General features: G+C 64.0%; 15 protein-coding genes. 12 read left to right on the forward strand and 3 right to left on the reverse strand.

Features of this window, described 5'->3' with window-relative positions; all coding sequences use genetic code 11:
* Nucleotides 1–130 precede the first annotated feature (130 nt).
* Together NJF35_RS16950 and NJF35_RS16955 are read right to left on the reverse strand one after the other, a co-directional pair.
* Nucleotides 131–1,351 carry a CaiB/BaiF CoA transferase family protein gene (locus NJF35_RS16950; RefSeq protein ID WP_225790030.1) on the reverse strand — a complete coding sequence of 407 codons (1,221 nt, stop codon included), beginning with the start codon at nt 1,349–1,351 and terminating at the stop codon, nt 131–133.
* A gap of 15 nt (nt 1,352–1,366) precedes the next feature.
* A complete protein-coding gene (locus tag NJF35_RS16955) occupies nt 1,367–2,548 on the reverse strand; it encodes an acyl-CoA dehydrogenase (RefSeq protein WP_225790029.1) in 1,182 nt (393 codons plus the stop codon).
* A gap of 162 nt (nt 2,549–2,710) precedes the next feature.
* Between NJF35_RS16955 and gcvA the strand changes: the two genes are divergently transcribed.
* The 10 genes from gcvA (at nt 2,711) to NJF35_RS17005 (ending at nt 12,669) form a co-directional block, all read left to right on the forward strand.
* The gene (gcvA, locus tag NJF35_RS16960; protein WP_253091307.1) at nt 2,711–3,628 is read left to right on the forward strand and encodes a transcriptional regulator GcvA; all 918 of its coding nucleotides are present in this window, start codon (nt 2,711–2,713) and stop codon (nt 3,626–3,628) included.
* Nucleotides 3,629–4,057: 429 nt separating this feature from the next.
* Nucleotides 4,058–5,179, forward strand: a complete 1,122-nt coding sequence (locus NJF35_RS16965; protein WP_225790027.1) for a Re/Si-specific NAD(P)(+) transhydrogenase subunit alpha — start codon at nt 4,058–4,060, stop codon at nt 5,177–5,179.
* 11 nt (nt 5,180–5,190) lie between these two features.
* Entirely contained in the window at nt 5,191–5,505 is a 315-nt protein-coding gene (locus NJF35_RS16970; protein WP_003256966.1) for an NAD(P) transhydrogenase subunit alpha, read from the forward strand.
* 2 nt (nt 5,506–5,507) lie between these two features.
* On the forward strand, nt 5,508–6,944 hold the full coding sequence (locus tag NJF35_RS16975; RefSeq protein WP_225790026.1) for an NAD(P)(+) transhydrogenase (Re/Si-specific) subunit beta: 1,437 nt from the start codon (nt 5,508–5,510) through the stop codon (nt 6,942–6,944).
* A 211-nt stretch (nt 6,945–7,155) separates the two neighbouring features.
* Entirely contained in the window at nt 7,156–8,649 is a 1,494-nt protein-coding gene (locus NJF35_RS16980) for an acetyl-CoA hydrolase/transferase family protein (protein WP_253081720.1), read from the forward strand.
* A gap of 474 nt (nt 8,650–9,123) precedes the next feature.
* Nucleotides 9,124–9,339, forward strand: a complete 216-nt coding sequence (locus NJF35_RS16985; protein ID WP_225790024.1) for a DUF1127 domain-containing protein — start codon at nt 9,124–9,126, stop codon at nt 9,337–9,339.
* Between the two features lie 314 nt (nt 9,340–9,653).
* Complete coding sequence (locus NJF35_RS16990; RefSeq protein WP_225790023.1) at nt 9,654–9,974, forward strand: DUF2388 domain-containing protein; 321 nt, start codon at nt 9,654–9,656, stop codon at nt 9,972–9,974.
* An 89-nt stretch (nt 9,975–10,063) separates the two neighbouring features.
* Entirely contained in the window at nt 10,064–10,357 is a 294-nt protein-coding gene (locus tag NJF35_RS16995; RefSeq protein WP_225790022.1) for a DUF2388 domain-containing protein, read from the forward strand.
* Nucleotides 10,358–10,393: 36 nt separating this feature from the next.
* Nucleotides 10,394–10,714 (forward strand): DUF2388 domain-containing protein, encoded by a 321-nt coding sequence (locus NJF35_RS17000; protein ID WP_225790021.1) that lies wholly within the window; start codon nt 10,394–10,396, stop codon nt 10,712–10,714.
* Entirely contained in the window at nt 10,711–12,669 is a 1,959-nt protein-coding gene (locus NJF35_RS17005) for a DUF4105 domain-containing protein (protein ID WP_253091308.1), read from the forward strand. Before NJF35_RS17000 ends, NJF35_RS17005 begins: the two co-directional genes overlap by 4 nt.
* 68 nt (nt 12,670–12,737) lie before the next feature.
* Here NJF35_RS17005 and NJF35_RS17010 read toward each other — a convergent pair whose 3' ends face one another.
* Nucleotides 12,738–13,139: a GFA family protein gene (locus tag NJF35_RS17010; protein ID WP_225790019.1), complete on the reverse strand. Its 402-nt coding sequence runs from the start codon at nt 13,137–13,139 to the stop codon at nt 12,738–12,740.
* Nucleotides 13,140–13,407: 268 nt separating this feature from the next.
* On the opposite strand from NJF35_RS17010, the gene NJF35_RS17015 reads away from it, so the two are divergent.
* On the forward strand, nt 13,408–14,715 hold the full coding sequence (locus NJF35_RS17015) for a CitMHS family transporter (RefSeq protein ID WP_225790018.1): 1,308 nt from the start codon (nt 13,408–13,410) through the stop codon (nt 14,713–14,715).
* A 66-nt stretch (nt 14,716–14,781) separates the two neighbouring features.
* A complete protein-coding gene (locus NJF35_RS17020) occupies nt 14,782–15,552 on the forward strand; it encodes a TerC family protein (protein ID WP_225790017.1) in 771 nt (256 codons plus the stop codon).
* Nucleotides 15,553–15,859 lie beyond the last annotated feature (307 nt).

The raw sequence follows: 15,859 nt of genomic DNA on the forward strand, positions 1-15,859 counted from the left end.
AAGTGGGGCGCATTATAAGGGGATTCGAAACCCCGTCAACCGTTATTTTCATAAATCTTTAAATAAAGAGCACAGCACAGACAAAACGGGGAGGCCTACTGGCCTCCCCGTTCTCTATATAGCCACCCACTCAGAGCACCCCAGCCTCTCGCAAGCGCTGCACCGCCCCGGCCTCCAACCCCAACACATCGCCCAACACCGCCTCGGTATGCTCGCCCAGCAGCGGTGGCGCCTGGCGATACTCCACCGGCGTCTCCGACAGCCGAATCGGGCTGGCCACCTGCGGCACGCTGCCGGCCAGCGGATGAGGGATATCCACCGCCAGACCACGGGCCAGCACCTGCGGATCCTGGAACATCTGCGCCAGGTCGTTGATCGGACCACAGGGCACGCCAGCCTTCTCCAGTTCACTGACCCACTCGGCCGTGGTCTTGAATACCGTAGCCTGGCGGATCAGCGGAATCAGCTCGGCACGATGGGCAACCCGCTGCTTGTTGGTGGCGAAGCGTGGATCGTCCGCCCACTGCGGCTGCCCGGCCACCTCGGCGAACTTGCGGAACTGGCCATCGTTACCCACGGTGAGGATGAAGTTGCCATCCGCCGTCGGGAAGTCCTGGTAGGGCACGATATTCGGGTGGGCATTGCCCAGGCGCCGGGGTGGCGTGCCAGTGGTGAGGTAGTTCATCGCCTGGTTGGCCAGGCAGGCCACCTGCACATCCAGCAGCGCCATGTCGACGTGCTGGCCGACGCCGGTCTGGTCGCGATAGGCGAGGGCAGCCAGGATCGCCACCGTCGAATATAGCCCCGTCAGAATATCGGTCAGCGCCACGCCTACCTTCATGGGCCCTGCACCTTCCTCACCCTCCGGGCGCCCGGTCAGGCTCATCAGCCCGCCCAGGCCCTGGATCATGAAGTCGTAGCCGGCGCGCTTGGCATAAGGCCCGGTCTGGCCGAACCCCGTGATCGAGCAATAGATCAGCTTCGGGTTGACCGCCTTCAGGCTCTGGTAGTCCAGCCCATAGGCGGCCAGCCCACCGACCTTGAAGTTCTCGATGACGATATCCGACTTCGCCGCCAGCTCGCGCACCAGGCGCTGGCCTTCCGGCTGGGTGAAGTCGATGGTCACCGAGCGCTTGTTGCGGTTGGCCGACAGGTAGTAGGCCGCCTCGCTGGTGTTCTCGCCCTGGGCATCCTTGAGGAAGGGCGGCCCCCAGGAACGGGTGTCGTCACCCGTGCCCGGGCGCTCGACCTTGATCACGTCGGCCCCGAGGTCGGCGAGGATCTGGCCGGCCCAAGGCCCGGCCAGCACGCGCGAAAGGTCCAGCACCCGCAGATGGGATAGCGCACCCATGGCCTGGCTCCTCTATCAATAGAACGCCTGGATACCGGTCTGGGCACGGCCAAGGATCAGCGCGTGGATGTCGTGGGTCCCTTCGTAGGTGTTGACCACCTCGAGGTTGACCAGGTGACGGGCCACGCCGAACTCGTCGGAAATGCCATTGCCGCCCAGCATGTCGCGGGCCAGGCGGGCGATCTCCAGCGCCTTGCCACAGGAATTGCGCTTCATGATCGAGGTGATCTCCACCGCGGCGGTGCCTTCGTCCTTCATCCGGCCCAGGCGCAGGCAGCCCTGCAGGCCCAGGGTGATCTCGGTCTGCATGTCGGCCAGCTTCTTCTGGATCAGCTGGTTGGCCGCCAGTGGGCGACCGAACTGCTTGCGGTCCAGGGTGTACTGGCGGGCGGTGTGCCAGCAGGCTTCCGCCGCGCCCAGCGCGCCCCAGGAGATGCCATAACGGGCCGAGTTGAGACAGGTGAAGGGGCCTTTCAGGCCGCGCACCTCGGGGAAGATGTTCTCTTCCGGCACGAACACGCTGTCCATGACGATCTCGCCGGTGATCGAAGCACGCAGGCCGACCTTGCCATGGATCGCCGGAGCGCTCAGGCCTTCCCAGCCTTTCTCGAGGATGAAACCGCGGATGTCGCCGGCATCGTCCTTGGCCCAGACCACGAAGACATCGGCGATCGGGCTGTTGGTGATCCACATCTTGCTGCCGCTCAGGCGGTAGCCGCCGTCGACCTTGCGCGCGCGGGTGATCATCGAACCCGGGTCGGAGCCATGGTTGGGCTCGGTCAGGCCGAAGCAGCCGATCCACTCGCCGGTGGCCAGCTTGGGCAGGTACTTCTGTTTCTGCGCCTCGCTGCCGAATTCGTTGATCGGCACCATCACCAACGACGACTGCACGCTCATCATCGACCGGTAGCCGGAGTCGATACGCTCCACCTCACGGGCGATCAGGCCGTAGCACACGTAGTTCAGGCCGCTGCCGCCATATTCCGCCGGAATGGTCGCGCCAAGCAGGCCGACTTCGCCCATCTCGCGGAAGATCGCCGGATCGGTCTGCTCGTGACGGAAGGCTTCCATCACGCGCGGCGCCAGCTTGTCCTGGGCGAACTGATAAGCGCTGTCACGCACCATGCGCTCTTCTTCAGTGAGCTGCTGGTCGAGCAGCAGCGGGTCGATCCAGTTGAAGCTTGCTTTACCGGCCATGAGCGAATTCCTCGAAAAGTGGGAACAGGTTTCTCGTGCCTTGATCCTAGGCCTGATCGGCTGTCGGGACAAACGAGGATTGCGCACCGATTAGTGATATTTTCTCACTTCGAAAATCTGCAAATCGCCTTATTCGACGCTCGACAAGTGAGGTTGACGTACATGCGCCGCAAGATCCCCAGCACTACCGCCCTGGTCTGCTTCGAAGCGGCAGCCCGCCACGAGAGCTTTACCAAGGCCGCCCAGGAGCTGGCCCTGACCCAGGGCGCCGTCTGTCGGCAGATCGGTGGGCTGGAAAGCTTCCTCAATGTCGAGTTGTTCCGCCGCTCGCGCCGGGGCGTGAAACTGACCGAAGCCGGCCTGTCCTATAGCCGCCAGGTCGCCGCCCAACTGGACGCCGTGGAGCGCGACACCTTGTCGGTGATGCGCCAGCAGGGCGCCAACGTGATCGAACTGGCCGTGGTACCGACCTTCGGTACCCAATGGCTGCTGCCACGCCTGAAGGACTTCCAGCAGCGCCATCCCGAGGTCACCGTCAACCTCACCAACCGCACGCGCCCATTCCTGTTCGCCGACACCGCGTTCGATGCCGCCATCTATTTCGGTGACGCCGACTGGTCCGGCACCCAGTCCCACCGGCTGATGGGCGAAAACCCGCTGCCGGTGTGCAGCCCGGCGCTGCTGGGCGGACAGGGCACTCTCGAGGCCCAGCGCATCGCCGAGTTGCCGCTGCTGCAGCAGACCACCCGCCCCTATGCCTGGCGACAATGGTTCGACAGCCTGGGCATGAGCGTGGACCGAGACATGACAGGCCCGCGTTATGAACTATTCTCCATGCTGGCCCAGGCCGCCATGCATGAGATGGGCATTGCGCTGATCCCGCCGTTCCTGATCCAGCGCGAACTGGAAGAGGGCAGGCTGATGATCGCCAACCGCCATGCGCTGTCCAGTGCCAAGGCCTACTACCTGATGATTCCCGATCGCAAGGTAGAGTCCGCGTCGCTGCGAGCCTTCCGCGACTGGCTGGTGGAGCAGGCCCAGCGCTATACCGCGACACACCGAAGCGAAACCTCTGCCTGAGCGTTGTAGTCAATTATTTTAAACACCTACAGATATACGTATCTGTCGCAAATACGAAAACTGTTCAGGTCACTGTCAAAATCCTCTGCGCGCTAACAACCATGCGGCCTCCAGGGATTTTTTGCGACACTCACGAGTGCATTAGCGAAATCCCTGCAAAATTTTTCAAATTTTCCATTAATCTCCCAATAGCCCGTCCTTGATGGGCTGAAGCCGAATCGTTGCGACATACGGTCACAGGGTGACTTGTAGTTTTAAGATCGTTTCGTTTCAGAACCGGTTGAAGCTCCTCAGGTTCATCTGCAAAATGCTCCGCCCGCCCCGGATCAGGCGGGCCGCGTTCAACGGTCGGGCCAGTGCAACGTTGCGGGCTCGTCCGCGATTGCCGGTATCCACAACGATAAAAAGGTCACCGCAGGAGACAAAGTCGTGCACATTGGTGTTCCTCTCGAGACGCAGACGGGCGAGACGCGGGTCGCCGCCACCCCGGAAACCATCAAGAAGCTGGTTGGCCAGGGTCATCAGGTCACCGTCCAACGGGGGGCAGGGCTTCAGGCCAGCATTCCGGACAGTGCCTACGAGGCCGCAGGCGCCTCCCTGGGCAGCGCCGCCGATGCCTTCGGCGCGCAACTGGTGCTCAAGGTGGTCGCCCCCAACGACCAGGAGCTTGCCCAGATCAACAGCGGCAGCCTGCTGGTGGGCATGCTCAATCCGTTCAACGGCGAACTGATCGCCAAGATGGCCGAGCACGGCATCACCGCCTTCGCCCTCGAGGCCGCGCCACGCACCTCGCGAGCCCAGAGCCTCGACGTGCTGTCGTCCCAGGCCAACATCGCCGGCTACAAGGCGGTGCTGCTGGCCGCCCATCACTACCCGCGCTTCATGCCCATGCTGATGACCGCCGCCGGTACCGTGAAGGCTGCGCGCGTACTGGTGCTCGGCGCCGGTGTCGCGGGGCTGCAGGCGATCGCCACGGCCAAGCGCCTGGGCGCGGTGATCGAGGCATCGGACGTGCGCCCGGCGGTGAAGGAACAGATCGAATCCCTCGGCGCCAAGTTCATCGACGTGCCCTACGAGACCGACGAGGAGCGCGAATGCGCCGAAGGCGTCGGCGGTTACGCCCGCCCGATGCCCGCCAGCTGGATGCAACGCCAGGCCCAGGCAGTGCACGAGCGTGCCAAGCAAGCCGACATCGTCATCACCACGGCGTTGATCCCCGGGCGCAAGGCTCCGACCCTGCTCAGCGCCGAAACCGTGGCGCAGATGAAACCCGGCGCCGTGGTCATCGACCTGGCCGCCGCCCAAGGGGGCAACTGCCCGCTGACCGTGCCTGACCAAGTGGTAACCGAGCAGGGCGTGATCATCGTCGGCCCGACCAACCTGCCGGCCCAGGTACCCGCCGACGCCTCGGCGCTGTACGCACGCAACCTGCTGGACTTCATGAAGCTGCTGTTCGACAAGGACGGCGCGCTGGTGATCAACCTCGAAGACGACATCGTCGCCGCGTGCCTGATGTGCCGCGACGGCCAGGTCGTGCGCAAGAACGCCTAAGGAGCACGACAATGGAAGACATGCTGATCTCCCACGGGATCTACAACCTGATCATCTTCGTGCTGGCCATCTATGTCGGCTACCACGTGGTCTGGAACGTCACCCCGGCGTTGCACACCCCGCTGATGGCGGTCACCAACGCCATCTCGGCGATCGTCATCGTCGGCGCCATGCTGGCTGCCGCGCTGACGGTCACCCCGGCCGGCAAGCTGATGGGCACCTTGGCCGTGGCGCTGGCGGCGGTCAACGTGTTCGGTGGCTTCCTGGTCACCCGGCGCATGCTGGAAATGTTCAAGAAGAAAACCAAGAACGAGGCGCAGAAGTAAGTATGAGCATGAATCTGGTAACGCTTCTCTACCTCGTCGCCTCGGTCTGCTTCATCCAGGCGCTCAAGGGCCTGTCGCACCCGACCAGTTCGCGCCGGGGCAACGTGTTCGGCATGATCGGCATGGCCATCGCCATCCTCACCACGGTCGGCCTCATCTACAAGCTGGGCGCCGAGCTCGCGACGGCCGGCATCGGCTACGTGATCGTCGGCCTGCTGGTTGGCGGCACCGCCGGCTCGATCATGGCCAAGCGCGTGGAAATGACCAAGATGCCCGAGCTGGTCGCCTTCATGCACAGCATGATCGGCCTGGCGGCAGTGTTCATCGCCATCGCCGCGGTGCTCGAGCCGCAATCGCTGGGCATCGTCGCCAGCATGAGCGACCCGATCCCCACCGGTAACCGCCTGGAGCTGTTCCTCGGTGCGGCAATCGGCGCCATCACCTTCTCCGGCTCGGTGATCGCCTTCGGCAAGCTGTCGGGCAAGTACAAGTTCCGCCTGTTCCAGGGCGCACCAGTACAGTTCGCCGGCCAGCACAAGCTGAACCTCATCCTGGGCCTGACCACCATCGCCCTGGGCCTGCTGTTCACCTTCACCGGCCACTACAGTGCCTTCACCCTGATGCTGGTCCTGGCCTTCATCATGGGCGTGCTGATCATTATTCCGATCGGTGGCGCCGACATGCCGGTGGTAGTGTCGATGCTCAACAGCTATTCGGGCTGGGCGGCGGCCGGTATCGGCTTCTCGCTGAACAACTCGATGCTGATCATCGCCGGCTCCCTGGTCGGCTCCAGCGGTGCGATCCTCTCGTACATCATGTGCAAGGCGATGAACCGCTCGTTCTTCAACGTCATCCTCGGTGGCTTCGGCGCCGACGTCGACACGAGCGCAAGCGCAGGCTCGCAGGAACAGCGCCCGGTGAAATCCGGCTCGGCCGACGATGCCACCTTCCTGCTCAGCAATGCCGACAGCGTGATCATCGTCCCCGGCTACGGCCTGGCGGTGGCCCGCGCCCAGCATGCGCTCAAGGAGCTGACCGAGAAGCTGGTCCACAACGGCGTGAACGTGAAGTACGCGATCCACCCGGTGGCAGGGCGCATGCCCGGGCACATGAACGTGCTGCTGGCCGAGGCCGAAGTGCCGTACGACCAGGTGTTCGAAATGGAAGACATCAACGCCGAGTTCGGCCAGGCCGACGTGGTTCTGGTGCTGGGCGCCAACGACGTGGTCAACCCGGCGGCGAAGAACGATCCCAAGTCGCCGATCGCCGGCATGCCGATCCTCGAGGCGTTCAAGGCCAAGACCATCATCGTCAACAAGCGCTCCATGGCCAGCGGCTATGCGGGCCTGGACAACGAACTGTTCTACCTGGACAAGACCATGATGGTGTTCGGGGATGCCAAGAAGGTCCTCGAGGACATGGTCAAGGCTGTGGAATAAAAGAAGAAGGGCGGGGCGAGGGTTGCTTTGCAGCCTTCACCCACATGCCCATGCCCCCCCGGCGGACACATTCCCAGGATTCGCCACCGTTTATTGTTCCAGATCAACGGCTCTATTTCCGGCCTTCGCATTCGACCATGGTCGCGGGACGGCACCGGACGAAATCTCTAGACTGCGCTCCAGTAGCTTCAGTAGCCCGAGATAACAATCCATGTACCGTGATCGTATCCGCTTGTCCTCCCTGCACAGCAAGGTAATGAGTGCGGCTGACGCCGCTGGCCTGATCCAGGACGGCATGACCGTCGGCATGAGCGGCTTCACCCGCGCCGGCGAAGCCAAGGCCGTGCCCCACGCATTGGCCGAGCGCGCCAAGCAGTCGCCCCTGAAGATCAGCCTGATGACTGGCGCCAGCCTGGGCAACGACCTGGACAAGCAGTTGACCGAGGCTGGTGTCCTGGCCCGCCGCATGCCGTTCCAGGTGGACAGCACCCTGCGCAAGGCCATCAACGACGGCCAGGTGATGTTCATCGACCAGCACCTGTCGGAAACCGTCGAGCAGCTGCGCAACCAGCAACTGAAGCTGCCGGACATCGCGGTCATCGAAGCGGTGGCCATCACCGAGCAAGGCCACATCGTACCGACCACTTCGGTGGGCAACTCGGCCAGCTTCGCGATCTTCGCCAAGCAGGTGATCGTCGAGATCAACCTCTCGCACAACGCCAACCTCGAAGGCCTGCACGACATCTATATCCCCACCTACCGCCCGACCCGCACCCCGATCCCGCTGGTCAAGGTCGACGATCGCATCGGCAGCACCGCGATCCCTATCGACCCGGCGAAGATCGTCGCCATCGTCATCAGCGACCAGCCGGACTCGCCGTCCACCGTGCTGCCGCCGGACCACGAGACCCAGGCCATCGCCGATCACCTGATCGACTTCTTCAAGCGCGAAGTGGCCGCCGGCCGCATGACCAACCAGCTCGGCCCGCTGCAGGCTGGCATCGGCAGCATCGCCAACGCGGTGATGTGCGGCCTGATCGAGTCGCCGTTCGAAGACCTGACCATGTACTCCGAAGTGCTGCAGGACTCGACCTTCGACCTGATCGACGCCGGCAAGCTGCGCTTCGCCTCGGGCAGCTCGATCACCCTGTCGACCCGCCGCAACGCTGACGTGTTCGGCAACCTGGAGCGCTACAAGGACAAGCTGGTGCTGCGCCCGCAGGAGATCTCCAACCACCCCGAAGTGGTGCGTCGCCTGGGCATCATCGGTATCAACACTGCGCTCGAGTTCGACATCTATGGCAACGTCAACTCGACCCACGTCTGCGGCACCAAGATGATGAACGGCATCGGCGGCTCCGGCGACTTCGCCCGCAACGCTCACCTGGCCGTCTTCGTCACCAAGTCGATCGCCAAGGGCGGCGCGATTTCCAGCGTGGTGCCGATGGTCAGCCATGTCGACCATACCGAGCACGACGTCGACATCCTGGTCACCGAGCAAGGCCTGGCCGATCTGCGGGGCCTGGCACCACGCGAACGTGCCCGGGCGATCATCGACAACTGCGTGCACCCGGACTACCGCGCCGCATTGAACGACTACTTCGAGCGCGCCTGCCAGCGTGGTGGCCATACCCCGCATATCCTGCGCGAGGCCCTGAGCTGGCACGAGAACCTGGAAGAAAGCGGGCGCATGCTCGCCAGCTGAGCCAGTACCAGCCCCCTCTGAAAACCAGTGTGAGCTAGAGGGCTGCTTTGCAGCCCATCGCCAGCAAGCCGGCTCCCATAGGTTCACCACTGCCCTCAGCCCTGGTGGAGTACCTGTGGAAGCCGGCTTGCCGGCGATGGGGCCGGTACAGGCAAAAGCACGACAGTTGCTGCCCATGACTCTGTGGAAGCAGGCCTGCACAGTTCGAACAGCACATCCTCAAAAAACTGTTCTACTGTACCTATAATTTAGCGACCTCCCGCCTGACAAAATCCTGAATCCACTCATAAACGCACCAAATAAGTGCAGACCAGTACAGTTACGCCAAATTCGAGTGCAACAGCAGGGTTAAACAGTTAACTGGACCATCGCAATACTGTTGAACTGTATCTACTGTTCTGGACAGCAGAAGCGGATCATTGGCATCAGTTAAATCACTACCCAATGCCGCCACAAGCGGAAGGATGACACATCATGGAACGCACCCTGAGTTCCGGTCTGGTTTTCGAAAACAACGCTCAAAACGCCCACGCTTCGCTGCCTCTGCGCGCTCTGTCCACCCTGCTGCTGTGGCAGCGCCGCGTTTCCAGCCGCCGTCAGCTGGCTCGCCTGGACGCCCGCCTGCTGGCCGATGCCGGTATCAGCGAGTCGCAGCGCTACGAAGAGCTGAGCAAGCCGTTCTGGCGCTGAGCCTTGGTTCGCCGGGCTTGCCCGGCACCAAAGAATTCCAAGAACCCGCCACGGGAGACCGCGGCGGGTTTTTTGTCGCTTGCTTCAGGCCAAAAGGGGCTTCCGGTGGTGCCCGCGAAAAGATCACCGCGACAGGTACAGTTTTAATAAGATCTTAAAATTCCATAACAGTTATCACCCAACCTCACCATAAAACATCTGGAAACATCGCCGCGTGATACGCTTGGCTTACCAGCCTGGTAAATAGACACGTACCGCGACGAGCCGAACGAGCGTCCGATAACCAGAACCCCCTAGTGCAGGAGTCCATGACCATGTCCCGTAACCACCTGTTTGTTGGCGCCGCCCTGCTGTTGGCCCTGACCGGCACCGCCAACGCCTCCAGCTTCGTCGTCACCACTGACGCGGTCGTGCGCGGTGTCGCCGCCTCCACCGACGCCACCTCCGACCTGTCTTCGTCGCTGCGTGACGACAAGATCGTCCAGGCCGCCCGTGACGACGCCGCCAGCTTCGTCGGCAGCGAAGGCAGCATCCGGGGCGCGAAGCTGGAGAGCGCCTTCATCCATATCCGCCAGCAGATGCCGACCCTGCAGGCCAGCGACGCACAACTGGCCCAGGCCATCCTGGCGCTCTGAGCCTTCGCCGCAACGCCCGGATACGCTGGCCCTCGTCGGCGCATCCGGGGTAGCCTTCGCCGCCCGAGTCCATCGTTTACAGAAAGTCCATGCGTTATCTGTTGCCGTTGCTGTTCGCCCTCGCCGGCATGGGAAGCGCCCATGCCATGGATGTCACCACCCAGAGCCTGGTTGTCAGCGGCTACGTCACCAGCCAGGTGACCACCGCCCCGTTCGACCGCAAGCTGGTCATCCAGGCCCGCGACGACGCCGCGGCCTTCGTCGCCACCGACGGCCTGATCCGTGGCGCACGCCTGCAGGCAGCGCTGGATTCGCTGCGACGTGCCTACCCACATCACTCTGTCGGCGACCGTGAACTGGCCGAGGCCATTCTCGTCCAATGACTACACCTGACTCCCTGTATCTTTCGGAGATGCTCCATGCGTAAACCGCTGATCGCCGCCATCCTCGGCATGTTGTTGCTGGCCGACCTGGCCCAGGCACGAACCCTGGTGGCCACCAGCAACATCATCGTGCGCGCCTTCGGTCGCTCGATCGATTTCACCTCGGACACCACCACCTCCATCCGCGACGCCAAGGTCGTGCAGGAAGCCCGCGACGACGCGGCCAGCTTCGTCGCCAGCCACGGCGAAATCCGTGGTGCCCAGCTCGAGGCCGCGTTCAATGCCATTCGCCAGCGCGTCCCCGAAGCCCGCGACGCCAACGACCAGGTACTGGCCGAAGCCATCCTGGCGCTGTGAGACGCGTGCGTGCCTGGCTGCTCGGCTGCGCCCTGACGCTGCTCGGCACGCCCGCCCTGGCCGACCTACAGCTTGAGCTGCAGGCCCAAGGGCTCGACCCACGGCAACAGCATGCCACCCAGGCCTTGCTCGACGAGGCCCTGGGCAAGCTCCCGCCGCGCTTCAAGCAGCGACTGGACCGCCGCGTCCAGGTCAGTTGGAGCGAGCGCATGCCTGCCGACGCCTACGGCCAGGCCTCGCTGGTTTCCACCCTGGAGCTGAACCGCCGCCTGCTTCCCGGGCTGGTGGACGGCAGCGCGGCCCGCGAACAGACCGGGCGCCCCCATGGCACCGTGCGCCAGGAGTTGCTGGCCACCGTGCTGCACGAACTGACCCACCTCTACGACCGCGCCCGTCTCTGGCCCGCCGGCGAGCGCCAGCTGATCGCCCGCTGCACGCGCCAGCAGGGCAGCCTGGGCAAGGTCGGCCTGCCAGAGCAGTGCCGTGGCCAGGCCGAACGGCGCTTCACCCTCAGCGACGATCCGCGCCTGCTCGACCTGGCCGGCTGGCCGCAATACGTCGGCCGCCGTGGCGAGCGCGAGCTGCACAACGGCCAGCTGGTGCGCAGCCCCGACAGCTACGAACTGAGCAGCCCGAAGGAGTTCATCGCGGTCAACATGGAGTACTTTCTCCTCGACCCGAGCTACGCCTGCCGCCGCCCGGCGTTGAACCAGTACCTGCGCGAGCATTTCGCCTGGGCACCGCCACAAGCCAGTTGCGCCAAGGGCTTGCCATTCCTCAATGCCGGCAACGATTTCGCGCGCCAGCCGCTGGGCGAGATCGACCCCGAGCGGGTCTACGAGGTCGACTACCTGCTGGCCGAGGCCAACCAGAACTGGGTCAGCCGCTGGGGCCACAGCATGCTGCGCCTGGTGATCTGCGCCCCGGGCCGGCCGCGCGGCCCGGATTGCCGGCTGGACCTCGACCAACACCTGGTGCTGTCGTACCGGGCCTTCGTCAACGACCTGCAACTGTCCAGCTGGGACGGTCTCACCGGCGCCTATCCGTCGCGACTGTTCGTCCTGCCCCTGGGCCAGGTGATCGACGAGTACACCAAGACCGAGCTGCGCAGCCTGGCCTCGATCCCGCTCAAGCTCAACCGCCAGGAGGTGGAAGGGCTGGTGCGCCAGGCCGCCGAGATGCACTGGAGCTATGACGGCAACTATTACTTCCTGTCCAACAACTGTGCGGTGGAGTCGCTGAAGCTGCTGCGCAGCGGCACTGCCAACCCGCGCCTCAACGACCTGGACAGCATCATGCCCAACGGCCTGCTGGAGGTGCTCAAGGGCCGTGGGCTGGCCGACACCAGCGTGCTCGACGACCCGCGCGAGGCCCTGCGCCTGGGTTACCGCTTCGACTCCTACCGCGATCGCTACCAGGCCATGTTCGAGGTACTGAAGCAGCAGTTGCCGATCAAGCAGGTGAAGGTCGAGGACTGGCTCGCCCTGGACGCCAGCGAACGCGGCACCTGGTTCCAGCAGGCCAACCTGCGCACCAGCGCCGCCTTGCTCCTGCTCGAGCAAGCCAGCCTGCGCCGCCAGTTGCTGCTGGCCCAGGACGAGGTCAAGCAGCGTTACCTGAACGCCCAGGCGCTGAAGGATGGCAGCATCGCCAAGGCCAACGAGACCTTGCAGCAGATGTTGGCCAACAGCGGCTTCCTCAGCCGCCCGGCGGAGCTGCTGGGCAGCAGCGGCTATGGCCTGCCCCAGCCGGACGAGCGCAAGCACCTGGAGCAGGTCAGCAGCGAGCGCCAGGCGCAACTGCTGCGCCTGAGTACCGATCTGGACAAGGAAGTGCGGGCCTTGCTCGAGCCTGAGCGGGCCAGGGAGATCGCCGCAGTGGAGGCCAATGTGCAGCAGATCGGCGAGCACCTGCGTGCATTGCACAAGGCGGCCGGGGGGCTGCAACTGCCCTGATGGCTGGGCTGCGGAGCGTCACGGGCTGCAAAGCGGCCCCAGACTCGCAGCGCCATCCCATCAGCCGCCTAAAGACGCTCCTCGGTCTCCCCAGGCAAGTCCTCATCCAGGTGCAGCCAGGGCAACCGGCTGCTGGTCCAGATATGCCGATGGGCCCGCACCCGCTGCGGATGATCCAGCGTCGCCACCGTCACATCGATGCTGTCCGGGCTGTGCGAGGTCACCAGGGCCACGTGCGCCCCGCACTGGCCACAGAAGTAACGGCTGCAGCTGGCCGGCGCCATATAGCACCTGGGCGTGCCCGCCAGCCACTGGAAGCCGGTGCGAGGCAGGGTGAGCCAGGTGACCACCAACCCGCCGCTGACCCGCCGGCAGATCGAGCAATGGCAATGGGCGACATCCGTCAGGTCACCCTCCAGGCGATAGCGCAGGGCGCCGCAATGGCAGCCGCCTTCTTGTACCTCCGGCATCGATATGACCTCCCGTCGCCTTGTCCCAGGCGAAAGCTGGCTGAAAGCTTTCGCCAATAGGATAGCCCCACTACCGGCGACAGACCGGTCAGCCAGGGCACCCGGAACATTCCGCGCCCGGCCCAATCGACAAAAACAATGGTGATACTGATGTCTTCCTGCAACCGCCTCCTCGCCGTACCCCATCCGCTATTCCATGCGCAGCGCCTGACGCGCTGATCCGCCCGAATCGACCCGCCTTTCGACGCGCCACGCCTGGAGTACCGCCATGCTGACCTTCCTCGGCTTTGCCATGGTCATCACCTTCATGTACCTGATCATGACCAAGCGCCTGTCGGCCTTGATCGCCCTGATCCTGGTACCGATCCTGTTCGCCCTGTTCGGGGGCTTCTACAGCCATATCGGCCCGATGATGCTCGAGGGCATCAGCAAGCTTGCGCCCACCGGCGTGATGCTGATGTTCGCCATTCTCTATTTCGCCCTGATGATCGACTCCGGCCTGTTCGACCCGGCCGTGCGCAAGATCCTCAAGCTGGTCAAGGGCGACCCGCTGAAAGTCTCGGTCGGTACCGCGGCGCTGGCCCTGGTGGTCTCGCTCGACGGTGACGGCGCCACCACCTACATGATCTGCTGCGCGGCCATGCTGCCACTGTACAGCCGCCTGGGGATGAGCCCGCGGATCATGGCCGGCCTGATCATCCTGGCCGGCGGGGTGATGAACATGACCCCCTGGGGCGGCCCCACGGCCCGCGCGGCCAGCGCGCTGCACGTAGACCCGTCGGACATCTTCGTGCCAATGATCCCGGCCATGGTGTTCGGTGTCCTGGCGATCCTGGGCATCGCCTACATGTACGGCAAGCGTGAGCGGGCCCGCCTGGGCGAATTGCACCTGCCCACCGACGACATCGACCACAGCGAGATCAGCGTGTCGCAGTTCCCCGAGGCACGTCGGCCCAAGCTGATCTGGTTCAATGGCGCCCTGACCGCCGCCCTGATGGTCGCGCTGATCGCCGGCGCGCTGCCGTTGCCGGTGCTGTTCATGATCGCCTTCAGCATCGCCATGATCGTCAACTACCCGTGCCTGCAGCAGCAGAAGGACCGCATCGCCGCCCATGCCGGCAGCGTCCTGGCGGTCACCGGCCTGATCTTCGCCGCGGGCATCTTCACCGGCATCCTGTCTGGCACCGGCATGGTCGAGGCCATGTCCAAGAGCCTGCTGTCGGTGATTCCCGAGGCGCTCGGGCCGTACCTGGCCGTGATCACCGCGATCGTCAGCATGCCGTTCACCTTCTTCATGTCCAACGATGCGTTCTACTACGGCGTCCTGCCGGTCCTGTCGGAAGCGGCTAGCCACTACGGCATCAGCCCGGTGGAGATGGCCCGTGCATCGATCGTCGGGCAACCGGTACACCTGCTGAGCCCCCTGGTACCCTCCACCTACCTGCTGGTGGCCCTGGCCGGCATCGAGTTCGGCGACCACCAGCGCTTCACCCTCAAGTGGGCAGTGCTGGTGTGCCTGTGCATAATGCTCGCCGCACTGCTCATGGGGATTTTCCCGTTGTTCAGCAGTCTGTAAGACAAGCCCAAACCGCGATGCGCCCCGAGCCCGGGCGCATCGCCTCTATCGTTCGAAGGAATACACATGGAATGGCTGACCAGCCCGGAAATCTGGGTTGCCTTTTTCACCCTCACGGCACTTGAGATCGTCCTCGGTATCGACAACATCATCATGATCTCGATCCTGGTCAGCCGCATGCCCAAGCACATGCAGCCACGCACCCGGATCTTCGGCCTGGCCCTGGCCATGGTCACGCGCATCCTGCTGTTGCTGTCGATTACCTGGGTGATGCGCCTGACCGACGACCTGTTCGTCGTGCTCGAGCAGGGCATCTCCGGGCGCGACCTGATCCTGTTCTTCGGTGGCCTGTTCCTGCTGTGGAAGAGCTCCCAGGAGATCTACCACGGCCTGGAAGGCGAGGACGAGAGCCCGGAAGCGCCCAAGGGCGCCGGTGGCCAGTTCTTCTACACCATCATCCAGATCGCCATCATCGACATCGTATTCTCCCTGGACTCGGTGATCACCGCCGTGGGCATGGTCTCCCACGTGCCGGTGATGATCGCCGCGATCATCGTCGCGGTGCTGGTGATGATGCTCTGCGCCGGCACCATCAGCGACTTCATCGACAAGCACCCGTCGCTGAAGATGCTCGCCCTGTCGTTCCTGATCGTGGTCGGTACCGTGCTGATCGCCGAATCCTTCGACGTGCACGTGCCCAAGGGCTACGTCTACTTCGCCATGGCGTTCTCCCTGGCGGTGGAGGCGATCAACATCCGCATGCGCACGGCCATGGCGCGCAAAGAGGGCAAGGAGCACGAGCCGGTGAAACTGCGCAAGGACATCCCGGGTCAATAAGATCAGGACGCGCAAGAAAGAAGGCCCTCCGGGGCTAATGTCAGTCAGTCAAGCGGCGCTTTGTCATTTTTGGGGCTACCTTGCAGCCCATCGCCGGCAAGCCGGCTCCCACAGGGACCGCGGCGACCACACATGATGCGGTTTGCACGGACAGTGTGGGAGCCGGCTTGCCGGCGATGGGGCGCGAAGCGGCCCCAAATGACAACTGAACGTCTTAACTGACCGGCATTGCCCTCCGGGGCCTTCTTTCATTCATGCCCGCCACAGGGCTTGTAGCAGTGGGCCGGGGCCCGCGACGAAATGTTTC

This window comes from Pseudomonas guariconensis, from assembly GCF_024127895.1.
Taxonomy (GTDB): domain Bacteria; phylum Pseudomonadota; class Gammaproteobacteria; order Pseudomonadales; family Pseudomonadaceae; genus Aquipseudomonas; species Aquipseudomonas guariconensis_B.